The 14,849-nt window shown below is 70.2% G+C and carries 19 protein-coding genes; 13 read left to right on the forward strand and 6 right to left on the reverse strand.

The annotated features are described in order from the left end of the window. Positions 1–16 precede the first annotated feature (16 nt). The 13 genes from ACFC51_RS32600 (at position 17) to ACFC51_RS32660 (ending at position 9,480) form a co-directional block, all read left to right on the forward strand. On the forward strand, positions 17–439 hold the full coding sequence (locus ACFC51_RS32600) for a hypothetical protein (RefSeq protein WP_376532293.1): 423 nt from the start codon (positions 17–19) through the stop codon (positions 437–439). Positions 440–535: 96 nt separating this feature from the next. Beyond that, on the forward strand, positions 536–889 hold the full coding sequence (locus ACFC51_RS32605; protein WP_376532294.1) for a hypothetical protein: 354 nt from the start codon (positions 536–538) through the stop codon (positions 887–889). Positions 890–969: 80 nt separating this feature from the next. Continuing rightward, a complete protein-coding gene (locus tag ACFC51_RS32610; protein ID WP_376532296.1) occupies positions 970–1,641 on the forward strand; it encodes a hypothetical protein in 672 nt (223 codons plus the stop codon). A gap of 89 nt (positions 1,642–1,730) precedes the next feature. Then, on the forward strand, positions 1,731–2,816 hold the full coding sequence (locus tag ACFC51_RS32615) for a hypothetical protein (RefSeq protein WP_376532298.1): 1,086 nt from the start codon (positions 1,731–1,733) through the stop codon (positions 2,814–2,816). 135 nt (positions 2,817–2,951) lie between these two features. Then, entirely contained in the window at positions 2,952–4,046 is a 1,095-nt protein-coding gene (locus ACFC51_RS32620; protein WP_376532300.1) for a phosphoadenosine phosphosulfate reductase family protein, read from the forward strand. Between the two features lie 192 nt (positions 4,047–4,238). Then, positions 4,239–5,075, forward strand: a complete 837-nt coding sequence (locus ACFC51_RS32625; RefSeq protein WP_376532302.1) for a hypothetical protein — start codon at positions 4,239–4,241, stop codon at positions 5,073–5,075. 60 nt (positions 5,076–5,135) lie between these two features. Then, on the forward strand, positions 5,136–5,642 hold the full coding sequence (locus ACFC51_RS32630) for a hypothetical protein (RefSeq protein ID WP_376532304.1): 507 nt from the start codon (positions 5,136–5,138) through the stop codon (positions 5,640–5,642). Positions 5,643–5,755: 113 nt separating this feature from the next. After that, positions 5,756–6,187 carry a hypothetical protein gene (locus ACFC51_RS32635; protein WP_376532306.1) on the forward strand — a complete coding sequence of 144 codons (432 nt, stop codon included), beginning with the start codon at positions 5,756–5,758 and terminating at the stop codon, positions 6,185–6,187. A gap of 109 nt (positions 6,188–6,296) precedes the next feature. Continuing rightward, on the forward strand, positions 6,297–6,569 hold the full coding sequence (locus ACFC51_RS32640) for a hypothetical protein (protein ID WP_376532308.1): 273 nt from the start codon (positions 6,297–6,299) through the stop codon (positions 6,567–6,569). A 198-nt stretch (positions 6,570–6,767) separates the two neighbouring features. Further along, positions 6,768–7,208, forward strand: a complete 441-nt coding sequence (locus tag ACFC51_RS32645) for a hypothetical protein (protein ID WP_376532310.1) — start codon at positions 6,768–6,770, stop codon at positions 7,206–7,208. Beyond that, complete coding sequence (locus tag ACFC51_RS32650; RefSeq protein WP_376532312.1) at positions 7,201–7,665, forward strand: hypothetical protein; 465 nt, start codon at positions 7,201–7,203, stop codon at positions 7,663–7,665. Before ACFC51_RS32645 ends, ACFC51_RS32650 begins: the two co-directional genes overlap by 8 nt. A 96-nt stretch (positions 7,666–7,761) precedes the next feature. Continuing rightward, positions 7,762–9,045, forward strand: coding sequence for a hypothetical protein (locus ACFC51_RS32655; RefSeq protein ID WP_376532314.1), 1,284 nt, complete (start codon positions 7,762–7,764; stop codon positions 9,043–9,045). A gap of 159 nt (positions 9,046–9,204) precedes the next feature. Continuing rightward, on the forward strand, positions 9,205–9,480 hold the full coding sequence (locus ACFC51_RS32660) for a hypothetical protein (RefSeq protein WP_376532316.1): 276 nt from the start codon (positions 9,205–9,207) through the stop codon (positions 9,478–9,480). Positions 9,481–9,591: 111 nt separating this feature from the next. Here ACFC51_RS32660 and ACFC51_RS32665 read toward each other — a convergent pair whose 3' ends face one another. The 6 genes from ACFC51_RS32665 to ACFC51_RS32690 form a co-directional block, all read right to left on the reverse strand. Beyond that, positions 9,592–10,533 carry a hypothetical protein gene (locus ACFC51_RS32665; protein WP_376532317.1) on the reverse strand — a complete coding sequence of 314 codons (942 nt, stop codon included), beginning with the start codon at positions 10,531–10,533 and terminating at the stop codon, positions 9,592–9,594. Continuing rightward, a complete protein-coding gene (locus tag ACFC51_RS32670) occupies positions 10,530–11,438 on the reverse strand; it encodes a ParA family protein (RefSeq protein ID WP_376532319.1) in 909 nt (302 codons plus the stop codon). Before ACFC51_RS32670 ends, ACFC51_RS32665 begins: the two co-directional genes overlap by 4 nt. Positions 11,439–11,578: 140 nt before the next feature. Next, positions 11,579–12,310 (reverse strand): polyprenyl diphosphate synthase, encoded by a 732-nt coding sequence (gene uppS / locus ACFC51_RS32675; protein WP_376532321.1) that lies wholly within the window; start codon positions 12,308–12,310, stop codon positions 11,579–11,581. Positions 12,311–12,343: 33 nt separating this feature from the next. Further along, entirely contained in the window at positions 12,344–12,967 is a 624-nt protein-coding gene (locus ACFC51_RS32680; protein WP_376532323.1) for a hypothetical protein, read from the reverse strand. Next, complete coding sequence (locus tag ACFC51_RS32685; RefSeq protein ID WP_376532325.1) at positions 12,964–14,223, reverse strand: MAB_1171c family putative transporter; 1,260 nt, start codon at positions 14,221–14,223, stop codon at positions 12,964–12,966. Before ACFC51_RS32685 ends, ACFC51_RS32680 begins: the two co-directional genes overlap by 4 nt. 33 nt (positions 14,224–14,256) lie before the next feature. Continuing rightward, positions 14,257–14,823 (reverse strand): hypothetical protein, encoded by a 567-nt coding sequence (locus tag ACFC51_RS32690; RefSeq protein ID WP_376532327.1) that lies wholly within the window; start codon positions 14,821–14,823, stop codon positions 14,257–14,259. Between the last annotated feature and the right edge of the window lie 26 nt (positions 14,824–14,849).

Here is a 14,849-nt window from a genome sequence, read left to right on the forward strand (position 1 = left end):
GAAGGAGGAAACGCCCATGAGTGCTGCCCTGGTGGTCAAGTCCCTTGCGGAGCTCGGCGAGAGCTTCGGCCCGATGCGCGTCGTGCTGAGCTCCGAGACCGGCACCGACGTTGTGCCGGAGCAGGCCGAGGCCTACGCACTGAACGTGCTCGGTGGTAAGGGCCTGGGGGAGTCCGTCATCAACGGTTCCGACGGTAACGCCGACCTGATCATCCGGTTCGTGGAGTTCATCGACCCGGTCACGCAGAAGCGCCGGTTCGGCGTGGACTACTGGTCGATCGACCGCTATTACACGCTGGACCACGCCTACCTCTGCATGGCGGAAGCGGCGTACCAGGCGGTCGTGCGCGGCGAGTTCGCGGCTCCGTCGCTCACCTCCGACCGGGACCGGTTCGGCCGGGGCCTGGCCAGCTTCTACGACGTCACCGACGTCGTCTGACAGTTCGGCCCCTCACCCCCTGCCGGGGCGCGACCATCCGCGCCGCACCCCGGCAGGGTCTGCCCCCACCGCCCACCCGACGCGAAGGAACCCCTGTTGAACACCAACGTTGACCTGCCCTGGAACACCCGAGTGCGGCGACTTTCCGACGGCCGCTTCGGCACCGTCAGCGAACACGACGCGGAACTCCGCATTCTCATCAAGTGGGATCGTGCTTCCTTCGTCGAGCGGCACCCCTACACCCCCGAAGAGCTGTTCGGCCCGGACTTCCTGGTGTTCCCCGCCGTCACCCACTGCTCCGAGTGCGGGCACATCGTCGGCGACGGGGGCGAAGACGACGTCGAGGACGGCTACACCACGTGCTGCAACGAACCGGCTTGTGGCCCGTGCGCCCCCGTCGACGGCATTTTCACCTGCGGCATCCAGGACCCCACCCACAACGCCGCTTAGCCCGTTCCGCCCGGGGCGCGACGTACGCGCCGCGCCCCGGCACCCTCCCCGCCGCTCCCGAACTTCCCGAAGGGCACCCCGTGACCACCCTTGCCTCAACCCTGATGGCCGCACTCCCCTCCAGCCTGGCCGGTCTGATCACCGACGACGGTGTTGTCGTCCACCCCTCGAACGTCCCCTCCGCGGACGCGATGAAGGGCGCACACGTCCTGATCGGGGCCTACGCGGCGATGGAGGACCCCGCCCCGGAGTACGCCGTTCTCGGCGCCAGGGCGTACCGCCACGGCGGGGACACCAGCGCTGCGAACGAGGTGTATTACGGGGACGGAATTCCGCTGCTCGTCGACGAGGTGGCGCGGGTCACCGAGGCGACGTCACAGTGGTTCGCCCGCCACACCCTCCCGACCGCCGGCCAGCGCCTGACGGCCGCACTCGCCGCCCCGGGCATTCGCACCCACGCCGACGGTGACGCCGGGAACACATGGCTGGTCATCGCTACGGACCCCGACGTGACGGTCTTCCCCGACGACGGCCGGGCGTACCTGGTCGCCTACGTGCACGAGGCACACGAGGACTGGGTTTTCGTGGACACCCCGATGGAGCTTTGGGCCGGTAGGTGGACCGTGACCATCAACGACGGCAACGGCCGCGAGCGGGAGCTGTGGCGCGGCCAGAACACGGGCGACGCCGGGATCGACACGGCCGAGTGCGCCCTGTTCATCGCCCGCCTGCTGAAAAAGTCCCCGCGCTGACAACAGCTCCCGCCGGGGCGCGCCCGCGACCGTACGCCGCGCGCCCCGGCACCCTCCCCCGCACACCGCATCCCACCGAGGAGAGACCCATGTCCAAGACCGCACCCATCGGAACCATCCGCCTCCAGGGCGTCGGCCGAAAGCCCGCAGTAGAGGCGCAGTTCCTGAGTGTCGGCGACACCCTGATGTGGAACGCGGGCGAGACGACCGAAGTCCTGACGATCGTCGAAGCATCGCCCAAGTTTGTGCGCATCACGGAGAAGTCCACCCGGACCGGAGCCGTACACGACCGCCGTCTGATGAAAACGCGCCTCGTCGCCCGCGTCGCCAGTTCGCCGCAGCAGCCGCAGCCGGCCGCCGCGGAGGAACCCGCGGCTCCCTGCGCGTCCCCCTCCGGCGCTCCCACGTCCACCAAGTCCGAGGCCCTCCAGTCCCCTCAGGCGTACACCGCCGACCCGGCTGGTCTCGCCGCCGCCAGGCGAGACCTAGACGCGACCGGCGCCCGACTCCAGGCACAGCCGTCCCTCGTCGAGCACACCGCCCTCACCCACCGGTGCGCCCAGCTCCGTTACCGCATCACGGAGATCCTGGCCGTCCTCGCCGAGCGGTTCCCCGTCGACTCCACGGCCGTCTACGTGCCCGAGGAGGGCGAGGCACACCGTGACGTCGTCGTCGTGAAGTCGGGGCCCGACGCGGACGGCATGGTGGAGGCCGTCAGCGCCCGGCACGGCCTTGCGACGATCCGGGTGGCCCTGGACAAGCTCCAGCCGATGCCCGAGCTCTCCCCGGCCCCCGAGGGCCCGATAAGCGACGACTGGTGGAACATCCTCGACCGCGAGGGCAACCAGATCACGCAGGTACAGGCCACCGGGTACGAGCATGCCCGCCGGGAGGCCGAGAAGGACCCGAAGGCGCGCGCCGCGTCGAGGACAGCGGGCGGTTTGGTCTACCGGCGGGCGTACGTGGCGGAGGTCACCGCCATGCAGTCGGCCCCGGCCGCCGCCCCGGTCGCGGTCCGCACTGAGTTCGTCGGCCGGTCCATCCCGACTCGGCTCCGTGTGGCTGGAGCCCCCGGCGACTCGGCCATGAGCTCCACGGGACTGCTGGTGTGGCGCCTGCCCGACGGTGAGGAGCTCACCCCGGGCGAGGCCGCGAAGCGGTTTCTGAACGCCTGACCGCGCCACCGGCCGGGGCGCGCCGACCGCGCCCCGGCCTTCCGCCGCCAACCGTCCCGCAGCAAGGGTCCCCGCGCTGCGCCCCGGCCCCCGTCGCTGCTCCCCGCCCGCTTCACGCCCTCGAGGACCTCCGCCATGCAGACCGCGACCCTGTTCGACCTCCCCGCCATCCAGAGCCCACAGGCGGCCCCCGTTGCCGAAGCGCCGGCCAAGCCGAAGCGGAAGCGGACAAGCCGAGTGCACGCGTCTGTCCCCCTCGAGCCGTCGACGACCGTGCCGGACGAGATGATCCGAAACGCGGACTGGATCGTCATCTCGAGCAGCGGCGGCAAGGACTCGCAGGCGATGCTCTCGTACGTCGTGCGGCGCGCGAAGGCCTTGGGGATGCTGCACAAGGTCGTCGTCGTCCACGCGGACCTGGGCCGGGTCGAGTGGGAGGGGACGCGCGAGCTCGCCGAGCTCCAGGCGGCGCTCGCCGGAGTCCCCCGGTTCGAGGTGGTCCAGGCGAAGGGCGCCGATCTCCTCGACCGCGTCGAGATCCGGTACGGCAAGCTCAAGGCGAAGGCCGAGGAAGAGGCACGCGAGCGCGGCGAGGACCCGGCCACGGCGAAGGTCGCCCCGGCTTGGCCGTCGAGCGCAGCACGCTGGTGCACCCCGGACGCGAAGCGGGGCCCGATCCGGACCCTCTACACCCGGCTTGTCGACGAGCTGGGCGACCTGGGCCGCCCCGTACTGATCCTGGAGTGCATCGGCCAGCGGGCCGCGGAGAGCACCGCGCGGGCGCAGCTCGCCGAGGTGGAGGTGAACCGCGGGGCGAGCAACGGGAAGCGGCACATCACGACTTGGCGGCCGATTCATGCGTGGAGCGACCGGAAGGTGTGGGCGGAGATAGCCCGGTCGCGTCTGCCGTACCACCCGGCGTACGACTGGGGAAACCGGCGCCTGAGCTGCGTTTTCTGTGTCCTCGGGTGCAACAGCGACTTGGTGAACGGGGCCCGCCGGGTACCGGAGCTCGCCGCGGCGTACGCCCGGACCGAAGTCGTGGTCGGAGCCGACTTCAAGAAGGGGTTGTCGATGCGGGAGATCATCCGGCGCGCCGAGGCGCTGGAGGCGGCAGAGGGGCCCGCCGCGCGGCCGCCGGCCGGTACAGCGATGGCGGCACACATCGGGCGGGCGGAGACCAGCCGGTACCGCAGCCGTCAGCACCGGTTGTACGGCCTGGCCGCCTGACCGGCCGTCCGCCCGCGCCATGTCTGGTGTGGGCGGTTCGGATTCCCTCGTCCCCCTACCTCAGACATTCACATTGGTGTACTGTTCTGGGTGTTGGCGGAGAGCAACCGCTGACGGGCCACAAAGTGAGGAATCACCGTGCCTTCTGCCTTTCTCTTCGACGTTCCCCCACCTTCCATGAACAGTAAGCCCATGCTAAAGCGTCCCGCGCCGAAGCACGTGGACCGCCGTTGGTTCGCCGACGTCGACCGGGTCACGTACTTGGGCACGAACGCCCCTTCCTGGCTCGAGCGTCCGGAGTTCGGCGACGACTGCATCCCGCTCTGCATCGCCCATCACCGGCTCGACGGCCGCAAGAGCCTGCCGCGCGCCGTCACGCCGTGGATGCTTGACTCCGGCGGCTTCATGCAGCTCTCGCAGTACGGAGAGTGGACGTTCTCCCCGTACACGTACGCTGCGGCCGCCCGCCGGTACTACGACGAGATCGGCATGATGGACGTCTGCGCCATCCAGGACTGGATGTGCGAGGACGAAATCCTCTCGATGACCGGTCTGACGGTGCACGACCACCAGATCAAGACCGTCGCGTCGTACCTGAACCTGATGACGCTGGACGCCGATCTGCCGTGGATGCCCGTGATCCAGGGCTTCACCTTGGACGAGTACCTGCGGTGCATCGACCTGTACGCACAGGCCGGTGTCGATCTCACCCTCGAACCGGTAGTCGGCATCGGCTCCGTGTGCCGCCGACAGAACACCAGCGAGGCCACCCGCATCATCGAGACCCTGTGGTCCATGGGGCTCCGCCTTCACGGCTTCGGCTACAAGGTGACCGGTCTCCGCGACGTCTCCCACCTGCTCTACAGCTCCGACTCGATGGCGTGGTCCCTGAACGCCCTCAACCGGGAGCCGATGCCCGGGTGCACGCACAAGAGTTGCAGCAGCTGCCCGAAGTACGCGCGGGCCTGGCGTAACCAGATGCTGAACAGCCTCCCGGACGACCGACAGCTCCTCACCCTCACCGCCTGACCCCCTCAGCTTCCCGGGCGCCCGCCGTGGGCGCCCGGGTCACCCCGAAGGAGAACCACCGTGCCCACCAACCCCAGCCCGTTCGGGCAGATACGCGACCTGGTCGGCCTCGCCGAGACGTACGCCGACGACGGGGCGCCGCAGTCGGCGACGCACCAACTGATGGAGGCCCGTGCGCTGCTCGAAGGTCTGCTAACCGGGCCGCCCGCCACGGTCCCCACCATGTCGCTGGAGCACCTCGTCGACACCGTGGAGGGCGCCGGATTCCGCAGGACGCCCGAGGAGATCGCCGCCGTGCCGTGGATCGCCCAGGAGATCGGCCGGCACGACCCGCGGATCGGCGCCCTCGGCGACCTCGTCGAAACCATCCGGGAGCAGCACCAGCAGGCCGTGGTCGAGTGGATTAACCGTGACCGGACTTGCCGGTGTGTCACCCACTGTGCCGAGGACCCGGCGACCTCGTGCAGCCTCTCCGGCACCGGCCCGCACGTCCACCTGGCGCTCCCCGGCCGCCCTGGGGCCTACGGGCCGTGCCCGAAGCACCCCGACGCCCCCGGCGACCTGTAGACCCCCGCATCGCCTCCTGGGGGCGGTCGCGGCACAGCCCCGGGAGCAGTACCCGCAACACCCCTACAGGGGCCGGAGAGCACCGGCACCGACCACGAAGAGAGGACCACCTCATGCCGAGCACCACGCGCGCGCACACGATCCGCCGCCACCTCGTCGACGGCGGGCTGATCGACCTCGGGTTGACCGAGCGGGAGCAGCAGGCCGGCCCGGACGGGCACCCGACCGATGGGTTCTCCGTACGCCAGCAGCACTACGCCGAGACCGGCGTGCTTGTCGTCGTCGCCGGGGCGTTCGGCCCGTTCTGGATCCGGACCCTCTCGGAGATCAGCGGGCGTCTGGAGCAGCCGTTCGTGAAGTGCACCGTCATCAGCGAGGCGCCAGGGCTCAGCGACCACGAGGTGCTCGTCCGCTGGGCGACGTCCGAGGAGCTGCGGGCCCGGAAGGCGGCTGCAGCGCAGCGTCAGGCCTCGCTCGCTGCGGCTCTCCGCGCCGTGGAGCAGCGGCAGGCGCTCGAGGACGCGGGGCAGCCCGGCCTGTTCTGACACAGATATCTGGGTTTCGACGTTCCTTATTCCAGCCCGGGTTGGCGGGGGCAGGCGCCGTGTGCGCCCGGCCCTCGTCATCACCTCGTTTACCGGCTGGAGACGCGAGATGACGCCGTACGAGCGCGTTATGGCCGAGCAGTGGCCGACGGGCAGGTTCGGCGACCCGGCCGTGGGCGATCAGGCCAGGAAGGCCCCGGCCGCGGCGTCGACGCCTGCCCAGCAGGCCGCGCGCCGCGCCGCGCTGGCCGCCGCTCAACGGGACTGGCTGCTGCCGGACGAGCGTGCTCAGCGCAACCGTGACCGCACCCGTGCGGCCAAGCGCTCCGACGGGCGTCTCCTCCACCTTGTGCCCCGCTCCACCAACTCACAGGCCGCCTGACCAACGAACGGAGGCACCACCCATGCGACCGACCAACGCGTACCGGCACCGGAAGCCGAACAGCTCCCGCTGGACCGTGCCCCGCGCCGATCACCTCCCACGCCGGCCGTGACGGCTCGAGGCCTCGAGCCGTCACGCCCCACTGCCGGTCCGCTGCGGCGCACCGCCCGCGGCGCCACCCCAGGAACGGAGTCCCTCATGCCCAACCACCTCGCTGTCGTCCGGTCTCTCCGGCAGGACGTCATCGGCCCCGGCCACCACTACTCCTACGGCGAGGTCGCCACCATGCCCGTCGAACCGTACGAGGCCGTCACCGACGCCATGGCGGCCATCCTCGAGCGCGTTGCCGTGGCCGTCGACTGGCGACGTCTCCTCGTCGAGGCGTCGTGGCGGCACATGCGCCTGCACCCGGACCGCAAGGAGACGCGACTCCGGTACCAGAGTGAGGCGGAGAACATCTGTGGCGAGTGCCTCGCCGAGGCGCTGCTCCAAGAGAACACGGGCGCGCCGGACTGGGAGCGGGAGCCGTACGCCGAGCTGCGGCACCAGGCCGTCGACTGGGCCGGGATCGTCGCCGGCGCTCTGGAGCACCGCCGGGGGATCATCGAGCACCAGTACCGGACGCTGCATCGTGGGTGACTGGTTCGGCGTCGACCTCAGTGACTGTGACGCCGGCGACGACGCCCCGTACAGCCGTCCTGTCGATCACTGGTCAGAGCTGTTGTCCCAGTCGACTTGGTGGCACGACCCCGACGGGAGCATCTGGCGCCTGGACGAGCTCGACGACATGCGGTGCAGCCGCATCTTCGGGTTCATCGCCCGGCACGAGGACGAGACCGGAACACGCCTGGCGTGGGAGGCGACCCGGGGGCCGGAGCCCAGCGGTGCCGTGGCGTTCGACGAACACGGCCGCGACCTTGGGCAGCTCCTGGAGATGGTGGGCCGCCGGGGGTGGATCCACGAGACGGCCCTGATGGTCGCGCTGCAGCGCCGCATGCGCGGTCTGCCGGCGGTCGAGGGGACGTGCTTCTGCGGCTACCCCGTCGCCGAGGGATGGGACCACGGGGCGTGCCGCTCAGGGATGGAAATCGCGTAACCACCGGGCGGTGTCAGTACCGCCCGGCAGCATTCAGCACGACGACCGGGGAGGGTCACAATGCAGGACAACACAGTTCGGGTGACGGTGCCGAGGGTGCCGGAGGACGCAGACGTCCACCGTTCGTGGAGGCGGGTTCTGACCGGTCTGGACGAGCACGCGGAGGGCGCCGCCGCGGTGCTCGGGCCGGAGGTGGGGCACGGGGCCGTCGTAGAGACGGCGGCCGGCGCGCTGCTCCTGGTCGTCGACGAGCACCTCACCGGGTGGGGCGAGGCGCACCGCACGGGTAAGCCGTACCCGCTCATGGACGCCGCGGTGACGCTGCACCTGGTCCAGGCGGACGGGGAGCTCAAAGCCTTGTGGTCGCGGCACTTCCGGACGGCGAAGGGTGCGTTCGGCGCTGCGGGGCTCGGACAGCTCCGCAAGCATCTGGCCGCGCGGCCGCCGGTCACCGACCTTCCGGTGGACATCGTCGACCCGGGCCCCGGGCGCCCGAACTACAAGCCGGGGCCGTGCCGGTGGTGCGCGCGGGATCTGCAGGTGGAGCAGGGGGTTCTCGTCGGCCGCGGGAAGGAGGCTCAGGTCGAGCACCGCGGCGGGTGCCCGGAGGCCGTGGCGGAGCCGGGGACGTACTGCGCGCTGTGCGGCGGGTCCGTCTCCCCTGGCACGGCCCGGATCGTCGTCGTCCGTGAGGGGGCGGGGCGCCAGGAGGTCCAGCACAACGGCCGGTGCTCGGAGCACCCGTCGTACGAGGAGTACGAGGAGCGGCGGGCGCGGGAGCGTGCCGCCCGTGAGGCCCTGGACGCGGCGGAGAAGGCCGAGGAGGCCAAGAAGGCCCGGAAGCGCCAGGCCGCCGCAGAAAAGCGGCGTGCGGCCCGTGAGGCGAAGGAGCAGGCCGTGCGTGAAGCGGCCGAGGCGACGCGGGCCCGGGTCGAGGCGCTGGCCGTCGTCAAGGTAACCGGGCAGCAGAAGCTGTACGACAAGGGCTTGAATCCGTACGGGGAGCGGATGCGGCTTGTCGAGGTGTCCGCGGTCCTGGAGGACGGCGAGCCGGCCGTGTGGTGGGAGGTCGTCGCGTACGGCGGTCACCTCGACGAGGAAGACGACCGCGGCGGCCGGTTCTTCATCCTGGACGACGCTCGCAGCGAGTACCAGTGGCACAAGTACGAGGCCGAGCAGTACCGGCCGAGCCCTCGGGCCCGTGCCCGCACGGTGCCCTGCCCGCCGCACGGGGCGAAGCACTGCGACAACTGCGGCACGACCGTGGCCGTGGGCGGGTGGATGAGCGCGTCCCTGGGCCAGGCGTGCGGGGTGGACTGCTACGACGCCATGGCGGACGGCCACGGCGCACATGACCGGGAGCACCACGCGGCCCGGTAGCGGCCGGTACGTTGAACACCACGGCGCGCGCCATCACTGCGCGCCGCCTCCCCGCACTGGCGGGGCCAGCACAACGGGCCAGAGCCCGCCCCCGCACGCGCGGGGACGCGCCGCACTGCGGCGACATGCCGAGTTCTTCCCACTGTGAAAGGCCATGCCATGAGGGCACCCACCGTGACCCGCGCCGATGTTCTGGAACTCCTCGCCTCACCGGGGGAGGATCCGGTCCTCTACCTGTCGGCCGGCCCCGACGACGAGGGCGGGGAGCTGCAGACCCAGGTGTGGGTGGCTGCGTACGTCCAGAACTCGAAGATCCTGGTCCACAGGCACGAAGTCGTCGACGCGATCGGCGACAGCCCGGACCGTGACTCGCTCGAGGACTACGTTACCCAGCTCCAGAGCACGGCGGACGAACGCGCGTCCGTGCTGGAGTGACACCGCTCCGGAACGGGGTGAGGTAACTGCCGTATGCTGCACACCTGTTCCACACGCGAAGGCCCGGCCACCACCTATGGCCGGGCCTCCGTGTTGTGCGGCCGCTGAGCGCTACTTGAGCGCCTTCCTGGCGGCCTTCCTGGTGGCCGTCTCCTCCTCCTGCATCCGCTCGAGGACCGCGTCGTAGACGGTGGAATCCTCGGGGTCCGCGAACGCCTCCATGAGCCGGAGGGTGACCTCCGAGCGGGGGATCCGGGGTCGGTTGAGGGCGTCCGCGATCTTGATGGCGGTCTTGTCAACGGCTCGGGTCACCGCGGGCGGGATCGCGCGGGAGGACGCCGGCGCCAGCTCCTCGACGAGCACGCCCTTGATGACCTTCGCCAGGGCGTCGACGTCGTCTTCCTCGTCGAGCTTGAGGTCGCCCGGCAGCAGCTTGACGGTGTCGCGGATCCGCTCGGCCGTGACCTTCTCCGCTCCGACAGCCTCGACGACCAGGACGAACACGGCGATGGCGGCCTTGAGGCCGAACGCGTTCTTCACCGGGACGAGCTCGCGGACCTGGCCCGGGTTCGACTTGTAGTCGAGGGTGGCGAGCTCCCAGCCGATCCGCCAGGCCGCGCGCAGCTTGCTGCACTGGCCGACGGAGATGCCTTTCTCCACCGGCGCCCATTCCTCGATCGTCTCGTAGTTGCGGTGCGGCTCGATTCTGTGCGGCGTGTTCCGGAAGAGGCGGCCGACGGCGATGGTGTCGAGGCTCTTGGCCTGGATGAACCAGCCGAGGTTGCCCAGGTCGACGCCTTCGTTGCAGGTCCGAAAGGTCTCCTCTTCCTCCTTGGTGAGCGCGCCCTCCCCGGCGGGCTCGACGGGATCCGGGATCTTGTGCAGTCCGGGCTTGGCCTCCTCGACCGCGGCGGCGACCTGGTCGGCAATGAGCTTGGCCTGGGTCTGCTTCTGCTTCTGGTCCCGGCCGGTGTCCACGGCGGTGAGGGTGTCCGCGGTCTGCTGCGGCTCGTCGTCTTCGCCCCACCCGAGGTCGTAATCCGTGTCGCTCATGCCGCCTTCACCAGCCCTGCGTTCGCGGCGATCCCACGGAAGAAGCCGGCGGTGTCGCTGCGCATCGTCTTCTTGTAGTGGGTCACGGGCAGCCCCTTGTTCCGGGCCTCCTTGAGGTCGGCCGCGCGAACGGGTACCTCTCCGAGGCACCGCACCCGCTTGTGGTTCTGCAGCATCTTGTAGACCGCGGTATCGAAGTTGCCCATGGGCTTCTGGACACGTCCGATGACCAGGCCCAGGACCTCGTAGTCGTCGCGTTGGACGCGCGCCATCACCTTCGTGTGCTGAGCGAGCTGGCGGGTGAGCCCCTTCATGGCCCACTCGTCGACGTCGGTCATGATGATCGCGGCATCGGTTCCGGCGAGCTGCGAGTCCGTGTCCAGGTCCAGGGCGGGCCGCTGGTCGAGGAGGATCTCGTCGAAGTAGGGGCGCAGTTTGTCGATCATGATCCGGTACAGCGTCAGGCCGGTACCCGTGTCGCGGAGGTCGCTGGACAGGCCGGCCATGTCGAGGCTCGCCGGAAGTACGTAGATGCCGGGCACCTGCGTCTCACGGACGAGCGGGAGGGGGTCGAGAGCGTCGATGACCACCTGGGCCTGCGTGAGGTCGTTGGGGCCGGGAGGCTTGATTCGGAAAGCCTCCGTCAGGTTGCACTGAGGATCGCCGTCGAGGAGGAGGACGCGGCGGCCGTGCTCGGCGAGGGAGCCGCCGAGGTTTATGGTCGTCGTCGTCTTGCCGACGCCGCCCTTCTGATTGCACATCGCGACGACGCGGCACTGTTCGGGGCGGTACTGCTCAAGAATCGCGCGGACGCGGTCTCGTCGTTCCTGCTCTGTCTCCTCGGGCGGATTGGCGCCGCTGGAGGCCTGGGCGCCGATGGTGAGCGCCGCGGTGGTTTCTGTCATGGGAGGGACGATAGTCAGACTGACGCCCCGTTTCGGGCAGCGAGCCCCTATCGGTACTGCGCGGGGCGCATGGTAGGGCCCCGTACGTCATCCGTACGGGGCCCCTGCGGAGTTGCCCAATTGGGCAAGAATGATCTTGATCAGCGGCCGAAGGTCCGGCGCTGCTCGGCGTGCACGGCGAGCGCCTCCTCGAGGGCCTGGCCGTCGTAGTCGGGCCAGTACCGGTCATCGAAGTGCAGCGTGGCGTCCGCGGACTGGTAGAGGAGGAAGCCGGACAAGCGGCGCTCCCCGCTGCTGCGGATGATCAGGTCTGGGTTGGGCAGGCCCCAGGTAGACAGGAAGTAGTCCACGGGCAGTGTCCGCCGGCCGTCGTAGTCGGGGGCGTCCAGGGCGCGGGCGACGGCCTGGCGGACGTCGGCGCGGCCGTCGTAGCCGATGCCCAGGCAGACGGTCATCCCGGACCGCTTGCGCGTGCTGCCCTCCGCCCGATCCATGGCGGCCAGGAGCCGGGCGGGCACCAGGTAGTTGCCGGAGAAGTGGGACAGGATGCGGATCGGGCCGGTGGACGCGGCAGCCTCCGTATCGAGCAGGTCGACCAGGACGTCGGAGAGGGTCTCGACCTCCGCTTCGGCTCGGCCGAAGTTCCGGTCGGACATCAGGAACACAGACACGCACTCGACACCGAGGGTGCGGCACTGCGCGAGGACCTGGTGGACGGCGGCCGCGCCCTGCCGGAATCCCTCTTCGACGGTGGCGCCGCGGAGCTGCGCCCAGCGGCGGTTGCCGTCGGCGATGACACCGATGTGGCGGGGAACGTCGAGGGCGGTGAGGGGGTGTTCGGCGGGAGCGGCGGTGGCCGGAAGCGTCAGCATGCCGGGAGGAGTACAGACCGGGCCACCCTTACGTCATGCGGTGAGCGCGGCGAAGACCACGCCGGCCGTGACGGTGCCCGCGGCCGCGCCCGCGACCGTCTGGGCAAGGGTGTGGTCCCGCAGGGAGATTCGGGACCAGGCGATCACAGCGACCAGCGGGTAAGCCAGCCAGACCAGGGGCCCCCAGGTGAGGGCGAGCATCGCCAGAGCCCCGCCGGCAACCGCGGTGTGCACCGAGATCTTCCACTTCCACAGGGCGGTGGGGACCAGGAGGACGGCGAGGGTGGCGAGCATCGCGAGGACGAGGGCGAGCATCGGCCGGGGCGCGTCGAAGGCGAGCATGCCGCCGATGCCGGTGGCGACGGACGCCATGATGACGGGGATCAGCAGCTTCCGGCGCTGGACCTGGCCGATGTGCCGGTCGGCCCACATGCCGGTGCGCATGCCCCACTTGATGTAGGCCATCGGTATCGCCGCGGCGAAGACGATCGCCTCGAGCGCCCACAGCAGGCCGGTGAGCGGGTTGTCCTGGGCCAGGCCGACGCCGGCGCTCACCAGGATGATGACGTTGCGCGGCTCCATCCCGTCGGTGATGAGGCGGGCTGTGCGGTTCTCCGCGGCGGCCGGGGCGGGCGGGGTGCTGGTGGTGCTGGTCATGCTGTGACTTCCTGGGGGGTGGGCTGGCCGTCGGCGAGCGTGGTGAACGCGTCGGCAAGCTGGGGCGATGTGTACTGACGGGCGACCCGGGCGAGCCACACGGCGTTGGACAGCAGGTCGTTGCTCAGGGGGAGTACGGACAGGGCGGGCCTGGGTGCGTAGGGCTCGCCGTCGACGGCACGCAGCCGAGCCACGCGGAGGCAGAGCGCTTCCCGTGCCGCGAGGGCGTCAGTGCTCTGCAGGCCTGCGGCTTCGGCTGCGGCCAGAGCGCGACGGGGGAGGTCCTCGTCGACCCAGGGGAGGAGTGCGAAGCAAGCGTCGGAGATGTCGACGACGCGTTGGTCGAGCCGGCCGTACAGGTCCCGGACGCGGCGGCGGTCTCCCTGGGGGCAGCTCCCGGCCTGGAGGTGGCGCCGGATGACGTCGGGCGGCAGGACGGAGACCAGTTCCACCCACAGCGGCCGGAGCGCGATCACGCCGCGGCGCATGCGGTAGGCGCGCAGGCACAGTTCGACGCCGCGTACGGAGCTCCCGATGAGGACAAAGAGGATCGTCACGAGCTGGATGAGCGACCCGCCGCGGTGGAACTCGCCCTCGCTGAGGGGGTAGGTCCAGCCGGTGAATCCGCAGAGCAGGAACGACATCCGGTAGACGGGGTAGAGAGCGCCCGCTCCGGCGCCTACGGCCATCAGGCGCATGCAGAGCTTGAGGAGCCGGTCGTCGGTGCGCCTGGCGACAGTGAGGCAGAGCAGCGCGGAGGGCAGCAGTGCGGCACCCATGCTCAGCAGGTACAGGACCAGGTGGATGCTGCCGGCGACGTCGCCGTACTGGGCGGAGGCGAAGTCGAGGGAGCCGTCGGCCGCAGTGACCGAGGGCGCGGCAAAGGGAAACGCGACGGATGCGGCGATCCCGGCCGCGGTGACCAGGACGAGGCGCGGCTTGAGGGAGAACCAGCGGCGCCAGGCCGGTTCGTGTTCCCGGGGTGGCACGACGGATTCGACCCAGCCCACCAGGAGGGTGCAGGCCAGCATCACCATCAAGTGCTTCGGCAGAACCGCGGCATCCTTCATCCCGGTGAGGTCGGCGAGGACGTCCTCCAGGTACGACAGACGCAGTGTCGCGCCGATCGCGAGGGCGAAGAACGTCGCCAGGATGGACATCTGACCGGGGGTCTTCGGCCAGTAGTAGGCGCGGACGCCGACCACCACCCACAGGGGGATGGTGGTGAACAGGTCGATCACGTCGTCGAAGGGCACAGTGTTCCCGCAGGAGGAGGGGGAGGGGGAGGGTTACAGGCTGTGGTGCAGCCGGTCGACCAGGGGGTCGGCGTGGCGGGTGTCGCGCGCATGGTCGGCCGCGGTGCGACGCAGGAGGAAAGCGAACCGTTCGGCCTCGTCCTCGATCTGCTGGTACTCAGGGTCCTGGGGGCCGTCGTGTGAGCGGGCACGTCCCAGAAGGCATCCGCCGAGGAAGTCAGGACTCAGAAATTCGTAGGACTTCGCAGCTTCAAGCGGACCGTCCGGACGGTTTGCTGAGAGCGTCGAGGGTCTTGCCGGCAGGGAGAACGGTTTGTGACCGAGCTCCATGTGTCCGCCCTCGTGCGCCAGGCTGTGGACGGCCGCGGCCCCGGTCAGAGCGTCGTCGAGCCACACCACATCCACGCTGGCGCCCGGACGTGTCAGCCACAGGGCATTGGCGTGGAGTTCAGGGAGCGGCGAAGGGCCGCGCCACAGTTCCAGGGGGCGCCCGTACCGCTCTTGCATCGCCGCGAACAGGCTTTCGACCGTGAGCGGGTTAGGTACCGGGAACGCCGCGAGAGCTGTACGGATCTTGCGGTCATGGGCGCGCTGAATCACCGAATTCGAACACCTTGCTGAGAGGG

This window comes from Streptomyces sp. NPDC055962, from assembly GCF_042270185.1.
In the GTDB taxonomy this organism is placed as follows: Bacteria; Actinomycetota; Actinomycetes; order Streptomycetales; family Streptomycetaceae; genus Streptomyces.

Excerpts from the sequence above, each read along its gene's own strand:
- ACFC51_RS32645 (WP_376532310.1), top strand. The coding sequence starts at position 6,768 with ATGCCCAACCACCTCGCTGTCGTCCGGTCTCTCCGGCAGGACGTCATC.
- uppS (WP_376532321.1), bottom strand. The coding sequence starts at position 12,310 with ATGCTGACGCTTCCGGCCACCGCCGCTCCCGCCGAACACCCCCTCACC.
- ACFC51_RS32660 (WP_376532316.1), top strand. The coding sequence starts at position 9,205 with ATGAGGGCACCCACCGTGACCCGCGCCGATGTTCTGGAACTCCTCGCC.
- ACFC51_RS32600 (WP_376532293.1), top strand. The coding sequence starts at position 17 with ATGAGTGCTGCCCTGGTGGTCAAGTCCCTTGCGGAGCTCGGCGAGAGC.
- ACFC51_RS32670 (WP_376532319.1), bottom strand. The coding sequence starts at position 11,438 with ATGACAGAAACCACCGCGGCGCTCACCATCGGCGCCCAGGCCTCCAGC.
- ACFC51_RS32615 (WP_376532298.1), top strand. The coding sequence starts at position 1,731 with ATGTCCAAGACCGCACCCATCGGAACCATCCGCCTCCAGGGCGTCGGC.
- ACFC51_RS32625 (WP_376532302.1), top strand. The coding sequence starts at position 4,239 with ATGCTAAAGCGTCCCGCGCCGAAGCACGTGGACCGCCGTTGGTTCGCC.
- ACFC51_RS32680 (WP_376532323.1), bottom strand. The coding sequence starts at position 12,967 with ATGACCAGCACCACCAGCACCCCGCCCGCCCCGGCCGCCGCGGAGAAC.
- ACFC51_RS32665 (WP_376532317.1), bottom strand. The coding sequence starts at position 10,533 with ATGAGCGACACGGATTACGACCTCGGGTGGGGCGAAGACGACGAGCCG.
- ACFC51_RS32640 (WP_376532308.1), top strand. The coding sequence starts at position 6,297 with ATGACGCCGTACGAGCGCGTTATGGCCGAGCAGTGGCCGACGGGCAGG.
- ACFC51_RS32635 (WP_376532306.1), top strand. The coding sequence starts at position 5,756 with ATGCCGAGCACCACGCGCGCGCACACGATCCGCCGCCACCTCGTCGAC.
- ACFC51_RS32620 (WP_376532300.1), top strand. The coding sequence starts at position 2,952 with ATGCAGACCGCGACCCTGTTCGACCTCCCCGCCATCCAGAGCCCACAG.